Here is a 16,162-nt window from a genome sequence, read left to right on the forward strand (position 1 = left end):
ATCGGGTCGGGCAACATCGGCACCGACCTGATGATCAAGATCCTGCGGCTCTCCGACTCCCTGGAGATCGCCGCCCTGGCCGGTATCGACCCCGACTCCGACGGACTGGCCCGCGCCCGCCGGCTCAAGGTCGCCACCACCCACGAGGGCGTGGACGGCCTGGTGGAACTGGACGAGTTCGCGGACGTGTCCCTCGTCTTCGACGCCACCTCCGCCGGTGCCCACCGCCGCCACGACGAGGTGCTGCGCGCGCTGGGCCGCACCGTCGTGGACCTCACCCCCGCCGCGCTCGGCCCGTACGTCGTGCCGCCGGTCAACGGCGACGCCCACCTGGACGCGCCCAACGTCAACATGGTCACCTGCGGCGGCCAGGCCACCATCCCCGTCGTGGCCGCCGTCGCCGCGGTGACGCCGGTGCACTACGGGGAGATCGTCGCCTCGATCTCCTCGCGCTCGGCCGGCCCCGGCACCCGGGCCAACATCGACGAGTTCACCGAGACCACCTCCGCCGCCATCGAGCAGGTCGGCGGCGCCACCCGCGGCAAGGCCATCATCGTCCTCAACCCCGCCGAGCCCCCGCTGATCATGCGGGACACCGTGCACTGCCTGGTCGGCGACTGCGACGACGCCGCGGTCACCGCCTCGGTGGAGGAGATGACCGCCCGCGTCCAGGACTACGTCCCCGGCTACCGCCTCAAGCAGAAGGTGCAGTTCGAGCGCGTCGCCGCCGACGACCCGCTGCGCTCCCTGCTCCCGGCCGGCTCCCGCTCCGGCGAGGCCGCCAAGGTGTCCGTCTTCCTCGAGGTGGAGGGCGCCGCCCACTACCTGCCCGCCTACGCCGGCAACCTCGACATCATGACCTCGGCCGCCCTGCGCACCGCCGAACGCATGGCCGCCCGCCCCCACGCTCGGCTTCGCTCGAGCGGGGGGACCCCCATCACCCCGGAGGTGGTCTCCCGATGACCGCGAACAAGCAGGCGACCCACCTGTACGTCCAGGACGTGACCCTGCGGGACGGCATGCACGCCGTCCGCCACCGCTACACCGTGGAGCAGGCCCGCACCGTCGCCGCCGCGCTGGACGCCGCCGGGGTCGCCGCGATCGAGATCGCCCACGGCGACGGCCTGTCCGGCTCCAGCATCACCTACGGCGTCGGCGCCCACACCGACTGGGAGTGGATCGAGGCCGTCTGCGACGCCGTGACCCACGCCGTGCCCACCACCCTGCTGCTGCCCGGCATCGGCACCCTGCACGACCTGAAGCAGGCCCACGCCCTCGGCATCCGCTCGGTGCGCGTCGCCACCCACTGCACCGAGGCCGACATCTCCGCCCAGCACATCGACGCCGCCCGCGGCCTCGGCATGGACGTGGCCGGGTTCCTGATGATGTCCCACATGGCCGAGCCCGCCGAACTCGCCCGCCAGGCCAAGCTGATGGAGTCCTACGGCGCCCACGCCGTCTACGTCACCGACTCCGGCGGCCGGCTCACCATGGACGGTGTCCGCGACCGCGTCCGCGCCTACCGCGACGTCCTCGACCCCGCCACCGGACTCGGCATCCACGCCCACCACAACCTCGGCCTGGGCGTGGCCAACTCGGTCGTCGCCGTCGAGAACGGCGTCACCCGCGTCGACGCCTCCCTGGCCGGACAGGGCGCCGGCGCCGGCAACTGCCCCCTGGAGGCGTTCGTCGCGGTCGCCGACCTCATGGGCTGGGCACACGGCTGCGACCTGTTCCCGCTGATGGACGCCGCCGACGACCTCGTCCGTCCCCTGCAGGACCGCGAGGTCCGCGTCGACCGGGAGACCCTCACCCTCGGCTACGCCGGCGTCTACTCCAGCTTCCTGCGCCACGCCGAGGCCGCGGCCGCCCGCCACGGCCTGGACACCCGCGCGATCCTGGTGGAGGTCGGACGGCGCGGCATGGTCGGCGGCCAGGAGGACATGATCACCGACATCGCCCTGGACCTGGCGAAGGCCCCGGCAACCGGCTGACCCGGTGCGGGGCCGCCGTGCGGGGCCGCCGAGCGCGGTGGCCCCGCACCGGGTGGTGACGGTCGTGCCGGGAGATCCGTGGGCCGGTTCCCGCCCCGTACGAGGTCGTCCCGGGAGTCCGGCCCCGGGACGGCTCCGTCGTCGGCCTCGCGCGTCTCGCCGGGCGGTTTCCCTACGGGGGCTCTCCCTGCGATCGTGCGCCTCTGCTCCGTCTCCACGGGTACGGGAACCGTGCCGGCGCCGGGCCCCTGTCCGCCGCGCTCGCAGCGGCGTGGGGCGCACGGTCGGACCGGCCCGGCGCGGTGGAGCCGCTGCGGCGGCGTGCCCGCGCGCTCCTCCCGGTCGGCGACGAGCCGGGGCCCGTGGGAGCACTCAGTGCCAGTCGTCGTCCCCCGGTAGCAGCACCATGTTGTGCGCGCCGAGGACGTCCACGAGCTCGTTCAACTTCTCGTCGGACCAGGGCTCCGGAGCGCGGTCCGTCTCGCCGTGGGCCAGGAAGAACGACTCGGGTCCGGCGGGCGTGTAGAAGATCAGGAGCCGGGCCGCTTCCCGCCCCAGGTTCCTGAAGCCGTGCCGTGTGCCCTTGGGGATGTAGACGAAGTCCTCGGGGCCGGCCGTGAACCTCTCGGACCCGTTGATGAACTCGAACTCGCCGGACAGGACGTAGAAGGCCTCGTCCTCCTTCGAGTGGATGTGCGGGACGTTGCCGTGGCCGGGCTCGATGAGTCCGTCCATGAACGCGAGGGCACCGTCCGTCTCCTCCCCCGTGACCTTGACCGACATTGTCTCGTGCCCCGTGAGCCGGACGACCCCCTCGTCCTTGCGGACGACGAAGCCGTTGGCGGACGTCCAGACCGGGTCGTCCTCGGCGGGGAGCGGTAAGCGGAAAGCCATGTCGCGGTCCCTTCTCGCGGCGTCGCCCGGGCGGCATGCCGCGACTTACGTTGAATGTAAGTCATTGAACGGCGATCAATCAATGGTCCCGGGGCAGGCGGTCGCCCGGTCCTCGCCTACGCTGCTGGATCACAGATCGTCGTCGCCGTCATCGCCGGGAGGAACGGACGTGGCCCCGCCCGAAGCAGCCAAGCCGCCGACCCGGCGGCAGGCGGCCGCCCAGGAGACACGCCGGAAGCTGCTGCACGCGGCGCTGGAGAACTTCTCCCGGCGTCCGTACGGCGAGGTCACCGTGGGGGACATCGCCCGGACCGCGGGTGTCGCGCACGGGCTGCTGTCCCACCACTTCAAGGGCAAGGAGAGCCTCTACGCGGAGGTCGTGCGGGAGATCGACCAACGGCTGCGGGCCGCCACGGAGTTCGCCTCCGAAGGCCCGGTCGTCGACCGGCTGCGGCAGCACTTCACCGCGCATCTGCGCTTCCTGGCCGCACACGAGGACGTCGCGCTGAACCTCGTCCTGCGCCGTGCGCAGGTCACCGACCTGGCGTCGGCGGCCTTCGAGGCGACGCGGGAGGAAGGGGTCCGGACCATCTGCGCGGTGCTCGGCCTCGACGCCGACGACCCCGCCCTCCTCCTGGCCATGCGGGGGTTCGGCGCCGCCTGCGACGAGATGTCCCTCCTCTGGCTGAGGAACGGCCGTCCCGTGGAGGCCGGCGCGCTGGCCGAGGCCTGGATCGCCCTGCTGGCGGGCTCCCTCCGGGCCGCCCACGCCCTCGCCCCGCGCCCCGCCCTGCGCGAGGCGCTCCGCACCCTCGGGCGGGAGGACGCCGCGTCGACGGCGGACCCGTCGCCGGAGGAGACACCGGGCAGCCGGAGCTGACAGCGGGCCGAGTCGGTACGGCTGGCCCGGAGCCCGCCGAGGAGCGAGTGACGAGCGGCCGGTCGCACCTCCCGGAGTCGAGGGCCGTGGGGGCCCGACGCGGTGACGACGCGGCGGAGGACCGTGCGGTGTTCCGCCGCCGCCCCGGCCCGCACGAGGACGTCTGCCGCCGGGTGCGCGCACGGTGCGGAGCAGCGGGGACCGGAAACGGGGCAGTGGCCGCCGCGCCGGTCCCCGGCCCGCTCAGGGCTGGAGCACGGGCTGCTCTGCTTCCGCTTCCCGGGTCAGGCGGCACAGTTCGGCGGCCAGGGCCTCGATCCGGGATCCGGAGGCCGGCGGGAGCTGGCACAGCCGGAGCATGAGTTCGCACCGTCCGTGCTCGTTCCGGATGGGGGCCACCAGGCTCGCGCCCTCGTACTGCCTCTCCGGTTCGAGGGCGACCGGCCGGAGGTCCTCCACCGCCACCCGGAGCATCGCCTGGATCTCGCGTTGTTCCGCCGGGGTGACCCCGGCCACGCCGTACTCGGTCAGGGCGGGGAAGAGCAGCCCGTCCCTCGTGTCCCCGGCGTAGGAGCCGGCCCAGCCGTGTGTGCGCGCGTGCTCCAGGCGTTCCCGGGAGATGCTCAGCAGCTCCTCGCCCGCGGTCCTCGCCCGGTCCGTCCACTGCTCGACCTCCGCCTCGGGAGCGCCGATCAGGAACACCTCGCCGAAGGGAGGCGTGAGCGGCAGCTTCGAGCCGAGGATCGTGGAGGTCGGCACGTTCGGGCCGGCGACCGTGGCCACGGCCACGGCGTGGTCGTTGACCCTGGCGTAAGCGGTCACCTCGCCGCGGGCCGCGTGCGCGAGGCGCTGCATGCCGTCGCGGATGTGCTGCACGGTCCGCACGCTCTCGGCCACGATCGCGTCGCTCGGCGCGACGAAGGACCCCGGGACGAAGCCGCCGAACCCTCCCTGGAAGAACAGCAGCGGGGCGACCGGACGACGGATCTCCAGGCTCTCGACGAAACCGGTCACGAAGTAGTGGTCCCCTGCCGGGGTGCAGGACTCGAGGCTGCAGTCGATGCTGCACACCACGTCCGGGAGCACCGGCGACCCGTTGCCGGAAGGCGACCACTCCAGTCCCTCGAACCTCCTGTCCGCGGGCCGGGACAGCGCCCTGCAGAGGTGTTCCTGGTCGTGGGCGAGGATGCTGACGGTGAAGCGCCCCGACTTCCTGATCGCGGCGAAGCTCGAGGAGCCCCGTGCGGGCAGGAAGCCGACGAGGGGCGGGTCGAGGGACACCGAGGTGAAGGTGCCCACGATCAGCCCGACGGGATCCCCGTCCTCGTCGGTACTGGCGACCAGGGCCACGCCCGTGGGGTGGTGCCCGAGGGCCTGCCGGAAGGCGGCGGAGTCCACCGCGCGGCCGCTCACGGGTGGCTCGCTTCGGGCTCGGAGGCCGTGGCCAGCGCGCGAATCTCCTCCGGCCAGGGCGTGGCCCGACCGCTGGAACGGTCGGTCAGCACGAAGACGGCCCGGGACGAGGCGACCAGCCGCGTGCCCACCAGCATCCGCTGCGTGAGCCCCAGCGAGCTGCGGCCGACCCGGTCCAGACGGGTCTCGGTGGTGAGCGTCGCGGGGTGGTGGACCTGACCCTTGAAGTCCACCTCCAGCCGGGCCAGAGCGATGATCGGATCGAATCCCACCACCGGCCTCACCCGCTCGGTCAGGAACGTGTAGCGCGCGTTGGCGAGGATGTCGGTGAACGCGGTGTTGCCCATGTGGCGTTGGAAGTCGAGGTCGCTCACCCGGAGCGTGTCCTCGACGACGTGTGCGGCGGGCCCCGAGGGCCCGGTGCTCGACTGACCCATGATCGGTGTCCTCAGCCGGCCTGAGCGGCCTTGACGGAGGCGCCGAACTCCTTCAGCGCCTGGGCACGGTACTCACGCATCTCCTCGTTCGCCTCACGGCCCCGCACGAGACCCTCGGCCAGCGGCAGGTCCGCGACCGCGTGGAACAACCGCTTGGTGGCCTGGAGCGACATGGGCACCTGTCCCGCCAGGGCCTCGGCGATCCTCATCGCCTCGGTGAACTCCTCGCCCTCCGGGACGACCCGCGTGACCATGCCCATCCGCTCGGCCTCCTCGGCGTCGACCAGGCGCCCGCTGGCCACCAGCTCGAAACCCGCCTTGCGGCCGAGCTGCTTGGTCAGGTTGGCCATCACCACCGCCGCGACCAGACCGTGCTTGATCTCGGGGTAGCCCATGCGCGCGTTGGCCGACGCGACGGTGATGTCGCAGGCCAGGGCCAGCCCGCAGCCGCCGCCGACGGCGTACCCGTGAACGGCCGCGATCACCGGCTTGGAGATCTCGGGAATGGTCTTGTGCAGACCGTAGGTGAGCCCGGCGCGGTACTCGACGCGTTCGGTGTTGTCGGGCGTGAGCTCGGCGAACTCACCGGTGTCGGCGCCCGTGCAGAAGGACGTCCCCGCCCCGCGCACGACCACCGCACGGACCTCGTCGTCCCGGTCGGCTCCCCGCAGCTCTTCGATCAGGCGCTCGTAGAGCGCGCTGTCCATGGCGTTGAGCTTGCGGGGACGGTTGAGGGTGAGCACCCGCACATGGCCCAGGCGCTCGACAAGGAGGTTTTCTTCCATGGTTCGGCCTCGTTCGTGTTCTAGTCGATGGAGAAGAAGACGGACTCGCGCTCGCCCTGCAGCCTGATGTCGTACCGCAGGTGCCGCTCGACGCCGGTCGGCTGCGCGATCAGGAGGGGACGCCTGGCCTCGGGGACCTGCCGCAGGATCGCGTCGGACCGGTTGGCCTGTTCCTCGTCGGGGAAGTACACCTTCGTCACCAGCGGCCCCGCCAGACCGCGCGTGAAGAGGAAGATGCTCAGGTGCGGCGCCAGCCGGTTGCCGCCCGGCAGCGTCACCGGTTCCGGCTTCCGCACGACGGCGCGGAACCGGCCCTCGAGGGTGCGGACACGGCATGCCTGCTCCCGGCTCCAGAGCTCGAGGAACGCGCCGTAGTCGACATGGTCCCCCCGGCCGTCGAGGACCATGCCCTCGAGCACGACGGCGGCCGGGTCGTCCTCGGCGACGGTCCGGGTGATGTCCGGCGGGGTCATGGCGAAGCCGAACAGGGGACCGCAGGTCTGCGCGGGTGTGAGAATCATGGCCATCCCTCACTCGAACGGGGTCGCGGCCGAGCCGCGGAGCACGATGTCGAACCGGTACGCCAGCGCCGAGGGGTTCCTGGTCAGCAGGGCGCCAGGGTCGGTTCGCCGCGGGGGGTGAACGACCGCGCCGCTGCCGTCGACGGTGGGGAGGGCGCGAGCGGGACCGAACGACTCCGCGATGGAGTTCTCCTCGTCGAGCACGGCGATCAGGCGCTCCTGGCCCCGCCGGTCCGGGATGGCGTTGATCATGCGGTCCATGCGGATCAGCGGGTCGCCCTCGAAGTACATCTGCGTGACGAGCCGGCTGGAACACCCGGCACCCAGGACCGAGAAGTGGATGTGGGACGCCCGCCAGGCACGCGCGCCGTCCTTGAACATCGCCGGGTACGGGCCCGGACGGATCGTCAGGAAGCGGTAGTGGCCCCGGCTGTCGGTCAGGCAGCGTCCCGCGCCGTAGAAGTTGGCGTCGAGCGGAAAGCCCGACACGTCCATCGAGTCGCGGTAGCCACCGGCGGCGTTGGCCTGCCAGATCTCGACCAGGGCGTTCTTGACCGGGACGCCGCCGCTGTCGGTGACGGTTCCGTGCACGATGACCCGGGTGCCGATGGGCTCCGAGACGCCCTGCACCGTGAGGTCGTGGTCGAACGCTCCGAGCTTCAACTGCCCGAAGGCGGGACCCGGCAGGTGGTGGAACCACTCCTTGTCCAGGTGAACCGGCGCCGCCAACGGCACGCGCAGGGTGCTGACGCTGGAGTTGGAATCCGCCAACGGCGGATCGAACGATTCGATCATGAGGTTGCCCTCTCCCATGCTTGTGCGGCGATGGTCCTGAGGCCGAGGCTCTCGTCCGCCAGGTCGGTGCGCGGGGGACTCGCGCCGCGGTCCAGGAGTCTTCTGGCGGTCAGGAAGGCGCCGGGGTCGTTCAGCGCCTCGACGGCGATCAGGCGGTCTTCGCGGTAGTGCCACAGGGAGAAGCCCGCGCCGTCCTCGGCGGTTCTCCTGATGACGCGGTCGCCGTCGCCGGACAGGCCGACGAACTGCAGCCGGACGTCGTACTGGTCCGACCAGAACCAGGGCGCCGGCCGCGGGGGCACCGCGCGCCCCGCGATGTGGGCCGCCACCGCCCGTGCCATGTACTCCGCGTTCTGGACCGACTCCAGGCGGAGCCGGCCGCCCCGCCAGGGGAAGTTGGCGCAGTCGCCCACCGCGTACACCGACGGGGCGCTGGTCCGGCCGAGGCCGTCGACGGTGATGCCGTTGTCGACCGTGAGGCCGGCCCCGGCGGCGAGTTCGGCGGCCGGTTCGGCGCCGATCCCCACCAGGACGAGATCGGCCTCGATCCGGGTCCCGTCGGTGAGCACGCCGGCGACCACGCGGCCGTTCTCACCGGCCAGTGAGCCGAGCTCGCGCCCTTCCAGGACGTCGACCCCGTTGCGCAGGTGCTCCGAGCGGAGATGGTCGGCGGCTTGCTCGCTGACGACCCGCTGGAGCAGGCGGCCGCGCTCGACCACGGTGACGCGACGCCCGAGGCGAGCCGCCACCGAGGCGAACTCGAGGCCGATGAAGCCGCCACCGAGAACGAGGACCGCCTTCGCCTCGTCGAGCGCCGCGCGCAGGCCGTCGGCATCGGCGAGCGTCCGCAACACGTGCACGCCCTCCAGCCCGTCGACCAGCGCGTCGGGCAGTCGTCGTGCACGGGCACCGGTCGCCAGGACCAGATGGTCGTAGCGACGGGTGCCTCCGTCCGCCGTGACCACGACCTGCCGTGCGACATCGATCCGGTCGACCTGTTCGCCGGTGCGCAGGTTCACCTCGGGCTTGACGCGGCCGGCGGGCGTGCCCAGCCTGAGGTGCTCCGCTTCGACCTCGCGCAGCAGGTAACGCTTGGACAAGGGCGGGCGCTGGTAGGGGACGGCCGGTTCGGCGCCGACCAGGGTGACCGGAGCGTCATAGCCCGCGGCACGCAACTGCATGGCCGTGGTGTGGCCGGCCTGTCCGGCGCCGATGATCACGGTTCCGTGTTCCATGGCGCGACGTCACCCGGCCGGCGGTACTTCGACGGTGATGCCGTCCAGTTCGGACCGGGCGGAGATCTGACAGCTCAGGCGGCTGCAGTCGCGTCGCGGCGCGTCGCCGAAGTCCAGCAGATCGGCCTCGATCGGGCCGGGCTCACCGGTCGGGTGGTCGGACACGACGTAGACGTGGCAGGTGGCACACATCATGCCGCCACCGCATTCACCGACGATGCCGGGAACGCCGTTGGCCACGGCCGCCTCCATCAGCGTGACGCCGTCGCCGACCTCGGCGGTGATGCGCTCACCGTCAGCAGAGATCCACGTCACCTCAGCCATGATCAGAACCTCCAAGCCGGACCTTCAGACTCTGCGGGCCGCGGTGGGCCATCGTCCTTGTCCATTCGGGTTGTTGTCCCTCCACCAGCTCCATGCCGGGGAAGGCGTCGACGAGTTCTTCCAGCACGATCCGCATTTCCGCGCGTGCCAGTGGTGCGCCCATGCACACGTGGATGCCGTATCCGAAGGACAGGTGGTCCCGTGCGTTGACGCGATGGATGTCGAAGTCCGACGGCCGTGCGTACCGGTCCTCGTCGTGATTGGCCGAAGCGAGGCTCAGCAGGACCTTGCTTCCCGCGGGGATGGTCACGCCACTGAGCTCGACGTCCTCGAGGGCCTTGCGGCGCCAGGTCAGGACCGGGGTGCTGTGCCGGAGGACCTCTTCGACGGCACGAGGGATCAGTGCCGGGTCCGCGACCAGTTCCTCCCAGGCCTCGCGGTGCTCCAGCAGCGTGAGGATGCTGATGGTCAGACCGTTGGTCACGGCCTCGTGACCGGCCAGCAGCAGCGCGAACACCAGGCAGACGATCTCGTTCTCGGTCAGCACCGAGTCGTCGTCACCGCGGAGCTCCAGCAGCCTGCTGGGGTAGTCGTCGCGCGGTGCCCGCTTGCGGTCCTCGACGATCCCCTTGCAGAAGTGGAAGAAGTCGTTCAGCTCGTGGCCGGCATCGATCATCTCCTGCCTGGTCGGCTTGCCCCAGATCATCGTGGCGCGGTTGAGCGCCCATCGCTTGATCAGGAGCGGGTCGACGTCGTCGACGCCGAGGAGCATGAACACCACGCGCGCGGGCATCTCGTGGGTCAGTTCGGCGACGATGTCGACCTCGTCCTTGCCGCGCAGGCCGTTCACGTACTCCTGCACCAGTGCGCGGATCCGCGGCTCGTAGTCGCGGTAGCGCTTGGGGTTGAGGAACTGGCCGGCGCACTGCCGGATCCGGCTGTGCTTGGGCCGGTCGGTGTTGGACTGCACCGGCTCGACGGTGAAGCCGTTGTCCGCGAGGAACCGGGTCAGCTCCTCGGGGTGGGCCTCCAGCGGGTCCAGGACGTTCGCGGCCGAGAACCGTGCGGGGTCCTTGAACACCGAGAGGACGTCCTGCCGTCTCGTCACGACCCAGTAGTCGGTCTCCTCGTTGTAGAACACCGGAGCCTCGTGACGGGCGAGCGAGAAGAACTCGTAGGTGCCGTCCTGGTCGAACGGCTTGAACCCGCTGGTCATGGGACATCGCGCGGCCGTCGGCCGCTGGTCCACCACCGCCATCCTTCTCCACCCTCCTCGGCGGCCGAAGCGACCGCTTGTTGTTTTGTCAACAGGTGGCCGAGTGTGTCTGGCGCTTGTTGCTTTGTCAACGGGTGCGGAGGTGCGACGGCCGCGGTTCTGGAGCAATGGCGCATTCGGGCCGGTCGGCGGGTGTCGAAGTCGGTCGGCGGCCGGACGCGGGGGCGCGTGGCGTCGCCGCCCTGCGTGCCCGCCGCGAGTGCGGGCGGCCCCGGCGGTGCCGCTGTGACGGCCTGAGCAGGGCGAATCCCTCACCGGTCGAGATCGACGGCCGTCGTGAAAGTGAGTCGCCTGTTCGAGGAGTTGTCAAACTGACTCTTGACAGGTCAAGACGGATCCGGCCACCGTGTGCTCTTGATCACTCAACATCCCGTCGAGCCGCCTTGTCCCGGATGCGGCAGGGCGGCTCGTTCCACACGGCTCGAGTGCCGAGCGGCGGCACTTTCGTAGCCGCACCCCCGTCGAGAGAGGACGCCATGGGAGCGAAACAGACTGCTGAGCCCGATGTGGCGGTCGCCGTGGCGGCCGACCGCTCTCCGGAGAGCGAGGAGAAGCAACGCAGACGGGTCGCCTACGCCACGCTGGTGGGCACCACCATCGAGTGGTACGACTTCCTGATCTACGCGCAGATCGCGGCCCTGCTCTTCGGCGACCTGTTCTTCAGCGGGCTCGGCCAGTGGAGCCAGCTCACCGCCCTGGCGACCGCCGGGGTGAGCTTCTTCTTCCGGCCGCTCGGCGCCATCGTCTCGGGCTACCTGGGTGACCGGTTCGGCCGCCGCATCGTCCTGGTGCTGACGCTCGGGCTGATGGGCGTCTCGACCACGCTGGTCGGTCTTCTGCCGACGGCCGCGGCGATCGGGATCGCGGCTCCGATCCTGCTCATCCTCCTGCGTTGCCTCCAGGGGCTCTCCGCCGGCGGCGAGTGGGGCGGCGCGGCCATGCTCGCCGTGGAGCACGCCAGGGCCGGTCACCGCGGCCGGATGGGAGCCTTCCCGCAGATGGGCGTTCCGCTCGGGATGATGCTCGCCATCGTGGTGATGGGCGCCTTCAACGCCATCCTCGGCAAGGCCGCGTTCGACGAGTGGGGCTGGCGCCTGCCGTTCCTCTTCTCCGTCGTGCTGGTCGTGGTGGGGCAGTACGTGCGGTCCAAGGTCGCCGAGTCGCCGGTCTTCACCGAGCTCGAGGAGTCGCGGACCAAGGCGAAGACGCCCCTGCGTGAACTGCTGAGTGCGCACCGCGGCAAGGTTCTGGCCGCCGCCGCCACGATGGTGGGCAACATCGCCGCCGGCTACATGATCGTCGGCGGCTTCGCCCTGGCCTACGTGACCAGCGCCCACGACCTTCCCCGCGCGCACGTGCTGACGTTGCTCTTCGCGGCCAGCGCCGTGTGGATCGGGTGCACCTACGTCGGCGCGTGGTGGAGTGACCGCTCCGGCCGCCCGATCGTCTACAAGGTCGGTTACGCGACGCTGTTCGTGCTGCTCCTGCCGCAGTTCTGGCTTCTCAGCCAGGGCACCGCGCTGAGTGTCGGCGTGGCCCTGCTGACCCTGGCGGTGCCGTTGGGCCTGACCTACGGCCCCCAGTCGGCGCTCTTCGCGGAGATGTTCCCCGCCAGGATCCGGCTCTCCGGGGCGTCGCTCGCCTACGCCGTCGGCGCCGTCCTCGGTGGAGCGTTCGCGCCGATGATCGCCGAGGCGCTCACCCAGGGATTCGGCACGGTCCTCGCGGTCGCGCCGTACCTGATGGGGATGGCACTGGTCAGCCTGGTGACGGCCTTCTTCCTCACGGACCGCTCCGGAGGGCCGCGGGAGGAGCCGACGACCTCCCCTTGAGCGGGACGGCTGCCGCGCAGTGTCCGGGGCGTCTCTCCGGGTCGGAACTCCGACGCGGCGATGAGGCGCCCCGATGCTGTTGACAAGACAACAAGGTGACCCGAGGATGTTGTTGACACCACAACAACTTGATGGGTTCGCCCCGGGTTTGTCTGTGCCCGGGCCACACGCCGCTAGGAGAAAGCCGTGGGAGTTCAGGGAAACGAGGGAGCGGGCAAGCCGCTCGGCATGCTTCCGGGCCTGAAGGTCGTCGAGATGGGCCAGAACCTGGCCGCCCCGTACGCTTCGTTGATCCTCGGTGACCTCGGCGCCGACGTCATCAAGGTCGAGAAGCCCGGGGGGGACGACGCGCGCGGCTGGGGCCCGCCGTTCGTGGGCGACAGCTCGGTCAGCTTCCACATGATGAACCGGAACAAGCGGTCCGTCGTGCTGTCGCTGGACGAAGAGGCCGACTACAAGGTCTTCCTCGACCTCATCCGCGACGCGGACGTCTTCATCCACAACCTGCGCCCGGGCGTCGAGAACAAGCTCAAGGCCGACGCCGAGACGCTCAGGGCCGTGAACCCCCGGCTGATCTACTGCTCGATGTCGGCGTTCGGCCACACCGGTCCGATGGCGAACCGCCCCGGCTACGAGCCGCTGCTGCAGGCGTTCTCCGGACTGATCGCCATCAACGGGGACCCGAGCGGCCCGCCCTCCCGGGTGGGACCGTCGGTCGTCGACCTCGGAACGGGCATGTGGACCGTGATCGGTGTCCTCGCCGCGGTCCTGGAGCGCCAGAGAACGGGCGTCGGCGGTGAGGTGAGGACCTCGTTGCTGGAGACGGCCGTCAGCTGGGCGGGACGGCACATCGCGGACTACGGGGCGACCGGCACCATCCCGCCGCGGGTCGGCACCGGCCACAACTCGCTGACTCCCTACGGTGCGTTCGAGGCGGCGGACGGCCCGTTCATCATCGCCGCGGGCAACGACCGCCTGTTCGCCAAGCTGGCCGCGGCGCTGGAGAGGCCCGAGTGGGTGAGCGACCCCCGCTTCGCCACGAACGCCGCGCGCAACGAGCACCGGGCCACGCTGCTGCCGCTCATCTCCGAGCTCGTCGGCCGCAGGACCGTCACCGACTGGATCGCGTGCCTGGAGCGCGCCGGCGTGCCGTGCGCACCCATCCACTCGATCCCGCAGGTGCTGGAGCACCCCCAGACCGAGGCCATGGACATCGTCCTGGACGGCGCCGACGACCGGCTCAAGCTCACCGGACTGCCGCTGAGCATCAACGGCGAGCGAGCGGGCTTCGGCACCACGGCGCCCGCGCTCGACGAGTACCGCGGCGAACTGGTCGACTCCGCGTCCGCACCCGAGCCGGGGAACGCACGATGACCGGCGGCCGCACCCACATCGCGACGTCCGACGCGACCTCGATCACCGTCCGCGGGAAGGACCTGTGCGAGGACCTGATCGGCCGGCACAGCTTCACGGACATGATCTACTTCCTGTCCGTCGGCCGGATGCCCACGCCGCCCGAAGCACGGGTCCTCGACGCCTGCCTGGTCACGCTCATGGAGCACGGGTGGACCCCGACGTCGATCATCACCAGGCTGGCGGCCGACAGCGTGCCGGACGACGTGCAGGTGGCGATCGCCGCGGGGCTGCTCTCGGTCGGGCCGGTGTTCGCCGGAACCATGGAGGGCTGCGCCGAGCTGCTGGTGGAGGGCGTCGAGAGCGGGGAGGACCCGGACGCCTACTGCAAGCGCGTGGCGCAGGAGTACGTGAGCGCCAAGCGGCCGGTGCCGGGATTCGGGCACCGCCTGCACAAGCCGGACGACCCGCGCGCGGTCACCCTCCTCGAGGTGGCCGAGCGGAACGGGATCAACGGCCGCTACGTCGACCTGCTGCGGAGGCTGAGCCGCGAGGTGGACGCGGCCCGGGGCGGCCGTCACCTCACCATCAACGCCACGGGTGCCATCGCCGCGCTGTTCCTGGAGATCGGGATCCCGCTGAAGGCCGGCCGCGGACTCGCCGTGGTGTCCCGGGCCGGCGGTCTGCTCGGCCATGTGGTGGAGGAGTTCGCCCAGCCCTCCGCCCGCACCATCTGGCAGCTCACCCGGGAGGGCATCCCGTACTCGGACCCCCAGGAGACCCCGTATGACTGAGGAGTCGGGCGATCGGTACACCTCGGCCGAGGTGCTCGCCCTCTACCGGGAGCACGGCGGCACCCTGATCGACCTCGTGGCGAGCCGGGCCGAAGCGGATCCGGACCGTCCGATGATGGTGTGCGGTGAGCGTTCATGGACGTGGGCCGAGGCCGCCGACGCCACGCGGCGACTGGCCGGTCACCTCCGGCACAGGGGGGTGGAGGCCGGGGACCGCGTGCTCGTCATGGGCCGCAACAGCGACTGGCACGTACTCGCCCTGCTGGCCGCCGCCGGGCTGGGGGCGGTGTTCGTGCCCGTCAACCCCGATTTCAAGGTGGAGGAAGCGGCCTACGTGCTCCGTCAGTCGGAGGCCCGGGCGATCCTCTGCGACGAGGCCGCCGAACCGGTCGCCGAGGCCGCACGCGAGGAGGTCCACGGCTCCGCCTGGATCCAGCGGCTCGGCGACGAGCTCCTCGACGCCGAGCCGGCCGAACCGGTCGGCGGTGACCGGCGGGCTCCGTGCGTGATGATCTACACCTCGGGAACCACCGGATTCCCGAAGGGCGTCCTGCACAGCCAGCAGAGTGTGATCGCCGCGGGGGAGAGCTTCGTGGAGCGGGTCCGCCTGCAGCCGCACGACCGGGTGCTCACCGTCCTTCCGCTGTTCCACGTCAACGGCCTGCTCTATTCGGTGGCCGGAGCGCTCGCCGCCGGTGCCACGCTCCTGCTGGAGCCGCGCTTCTCCGCCTCGGGCTTCTGGCCCACGGTCAAGCGGCTCGGCGCGACGCAGGTCAACATGATCGAGGCGATCAGTGCGATCCTGCTGAACCGGCCTCGCGACGAGTACGTGCCCGACCACGGCCTGCGCAAGATCTACGGGATCCGGCAGGCGAGCACGCGGGCGTTCCGGGAGCGGTTCGACGTCCCCCACCTGGTGGGCGGGTACGGCATGACCGAGATCCCGGGCGTCCTGAGCACGCCCTACGACGCCGAGGCCAGGCCGGGCAGCATGGGCCGGCTCTGCCGGCACCCTGATCCCGCACGGCCGTGGGCGCGGTGCCGCATCGTGGACGAAGCCGGTGCGGACGTTCCCGACGGCGAGGTCGGGGAGCTCTGGGTACGGACGCCCCTCGTGATGCTGGGGTACTTCCGCGAACCCGAGCAGACCGCCGACGCCTTCGAAGGCGACTGGTTCAGGACCGGCGACCTGGTGCGACGCGACCAGGACGGCTGGTACTACTTCGTCGCGCGGAAGAAGGACATCATCCGCCGACGGGGCGAGAACGTCTCCGGGGCCGAGCTCGACCGGGTGGTCGCCGAACACCCGGAGGTGGTGCTGGCGGCCGCGGTCGGGGTGCCGTCCGAGATGGGCGACGAAGACATCCTGCTGGTCGTCACGCCCCGTGAGGGCTCCCTCCTGACCGAGCAGGAGGTCGCGGACTTCTGCGGTGCCCGGCTGGCCCGGATCAAGCGGCCCCGCTACGTCCTCCTCACCGGGGACATGCCGCTCACGCCGACCGGGAAGGTCGCCAAACACCTCCTCAGGGCGGACGCCGCCCTGCGGGACCGGGCCCGCGAGGTCGACGTCCCCGTCGAGCAGCGGCCGGCCGGGCCCAGGTGAATCCCTCACACGTCCCGTCAGTGGAC

16 protein-coding genes are annotated in these 16,162 nt (G+C 71.2%); 7 read left to right on the forward strand and 9 right to left on the reverse strand.

The annotated features are described in order from the left end of the window. Together B7L92_RS14810 and dmpG are read left to right on the forward strand one after the other, a co-directional pair. A partial coding sequence (locus tag B7L92_RS14810) for an acetaldehyde dehydrogenase (acetylating) (protein ID WP_081237961.1) occupies positions 1-963 on the forward strand: 963 nt, incomplete at its 5' end. Then, a complete protein-coding gene (gene dmpG, locus B7L92_RS14815; protein ID WP_081237962.1) occupies positions 960-1,994 on the forward strand; it encodes a 4-hydroxy-2-oxovalerate aldolase in 1,035 nt (344 codons plus the stop codon). The genes B7L92_RS14810 and dmpG, both read left to right, overlap by 4 nt. Positions 1,995-2,366: 372 nt before the next feature. Here dmpG and B7L92_RS14820 read toward each other — a convergent pair whose 3' ends face one another. Continuing rightward, complete coding sequence (locus B7L92_RS14820) at positions 2,367-2,888, reverse strand: cupin domain-containing protein (protein ID WP_081237963.1); 522 nt, start codon at positions 2,886-2,888, stop codon at positions 2,367-2,369. Between the two features lie 169 nt (positions 2,889-3,057). Between B7L92_RS14820 and B7L92_RS14825 the strand changes: the two genes are divergently transcribed. Beyond that, positions 3,058-3,768, forward strand: coding sequence for a TetR/AcrR family transcriptional regulator (locus tag B7L92_RS14825; protein ID WP_159461034.1), 711 nt, complete (start codon positions 3,058-3,060; stop codon positions 3,766-3,768). A 243-nt stretch (positions 3,769-4,011) separates the two neighbouring features. On the opposite strand, the gene B7L92_RS14830 is transcribed toward B7L92_RS14825, so the two are convergent. Genes B7L92_RS14830 through B7L92_RS14865 form a run of 8 tightly spaced genes read right to left on the reverse strand, consistent with a single transcriptional unit; the run spans position 4,012 to position 10,536 of the window. Next, positions 4,012-5,181, reverse strand: coding sequence for a flavin reductase family protein (locus B7L92_RS14830; protein ID WP_081237967.1), 1,170 nt, complete (start codon positions 5,179-5,181; stop codon positions 4,012-4,014). Then, the gene (locus tag B7L92_RS14835; RefSeq protein ID WP_081237968.1) at positions 5,178-5,618 is read right to left on the reverse strand and encodes an acyl-CoA thioesterase; all 441 of its coding nucleotides are present in this window, start codon (positions 5,616-5,618) and stop codon (positions 5,178-5,180) included. The genes B7L92_RS14830 and B7L92_RS14835 overlap by 4 nt, the downstream gene beginning before the upstream one ends. Before the next feature lie 11 nt (positions 5,619-5,629). After that, positions 5,630-6,403, reverse strand: a complete 774-nt coding sequence (locus B7L92_RS14840) for an enoyl-CoA hydratase/isomerase family protein (RefSeq protein ID WP_170102214.1) — start codon at positions 6,401-6,403, stop codon at positions 5,630-5,632. A 20-nt stretch (positions 6,404-6,423) separates the two neighbouring features. Then, positions 6,424-6,924 (reverse strand): peptidase associated/transthyretin-like domain-containing protein, encoded by a 501-nt coding sequence (locus B7L92_RS14845; protein ID WP_143626324.1) that lies wholly within the window; start codon positions 6,922-6,924, stop codon positions 6,424-6,426. 9 nt (positions 6,925-6,933) lie between these two features. Continuing rightward, entirely contained in the window at positions 6,934-7,719 is a 786-nt protein-coding gene (locus B7L92_RS14850; RefSeq protein ID WP_159461035.1) for a dioxygenase family protein, read from the reverse strand. After that, positions 7,716-8,954, reverse strand: a complete 1,239-nt coding sequence (locus tag B7L92_RS14855; protein WP_081237974.1) for an NAD(P)/FAD-dependent oxidoreductase — start codon at positions 8,952-8,954, stop codon at positions 7,716-7,718. The genes B7L92_RS14850 and B7L92_RS14855 overlap by 4 nt, the downstream gene beginning before the upstream one ends. Before the next feature lie 9 nt (positions 8,955-8,963). Then, a complete protein-coding gene (locus tag B7L92_RS14860; protein WP_081237976.1) occupies positions 8,964-9,278 on the reverse strand; it encodes a 2Fe-2S iron-sulfur cluster-binding protein in 315 nt (104 codons plus the stop codon). Further along, positions 9,271-10,536, reverse strand: a complete 1,266-nt coding sequence (locus B7L92_RS14865; protein ID WP_081237978.1) for a cytochrome P450 — start codon at positions 10,534-10,536, stop codon at positions 9,271-9,273. The genes B7L92_RS14860 and B7L92_RS14865 overlap by 8 nt, the downstream gene beginning before the upstream one ends. 494 nt (positions 10,537-11,030) lie before the next feature. Between B7L92_RS14865 and B7L92_RS14870 the strand changes: the two genes are divergently transcribed. The 4 genes from B7L92_RS14870 (at position 11,031) to B7L92_RS14885 (ending at position 16,136) form a co-directional block, all read left to right on the forward strand. Beyond that, positions 11,031-12,386, forward strand: coding sequence for an MFS transporter (locus B7L92_RS14870; protein ID WP_081237980.1), 1,356 nt, complete (start codon positions 11,031-11,033; stop codon positions 12,384-12,386). Positions 12,387-12,572: 186 nt separating this feature from the next. Further along, the gene (locus tag B7L92_RS14875) at positions 12,573-13,760 is read left to right on the forward strand and encodes a CaiB/BaiF CoA transferase family protein (RefSeq protein WP_143626325.1); all 1,188 of its coding nucleotides are present in this window, start codon (positions 12,573-12,575) and stop codon (positions 13,758-13,760) included. Further along, the gene (locus B7L92_RS14880; protein WP_081237984.1) at positions 13,757-14,533 is read left to right on the forward strand and encodes a citryl-CoA lyase; all 777 of its coding nucleotides are present in this window, start codon (positions 13,757-13,759) and stop codon (positions 14,531-14,533) included. Before B7L92_RS14875 ends, B7L92_RS14880 begins: the two co-directional genes overlap by 4 nt. Continuing rightward, a complete protein-coding gene (locus B7L92_RS14885) occupies positions 14,526-16,136 on the forward strand; it encodes a class I adenylate-forming enzyme family protein (protein WP_081237985.1) in 1,611 nt (536 codons plus the stop codon). The genes B7L92_RS14880 and B7L92_RS14885 overlap by 8 nt, the downstream gene beginning before the upstream one ends. Positions 16,137-16,162 lie beyond the last annotated feature (26 nt).

Source organism: Streptomyces viridosporus, from assembly GCF_002078235.1.
GTDB classification, from domain to species: Bacteria; Actinomycetota; Actinomycetes; order Streptomycetales; family Streptomycetaceae; genus Streptomyces; species Streptomyces viridosporus.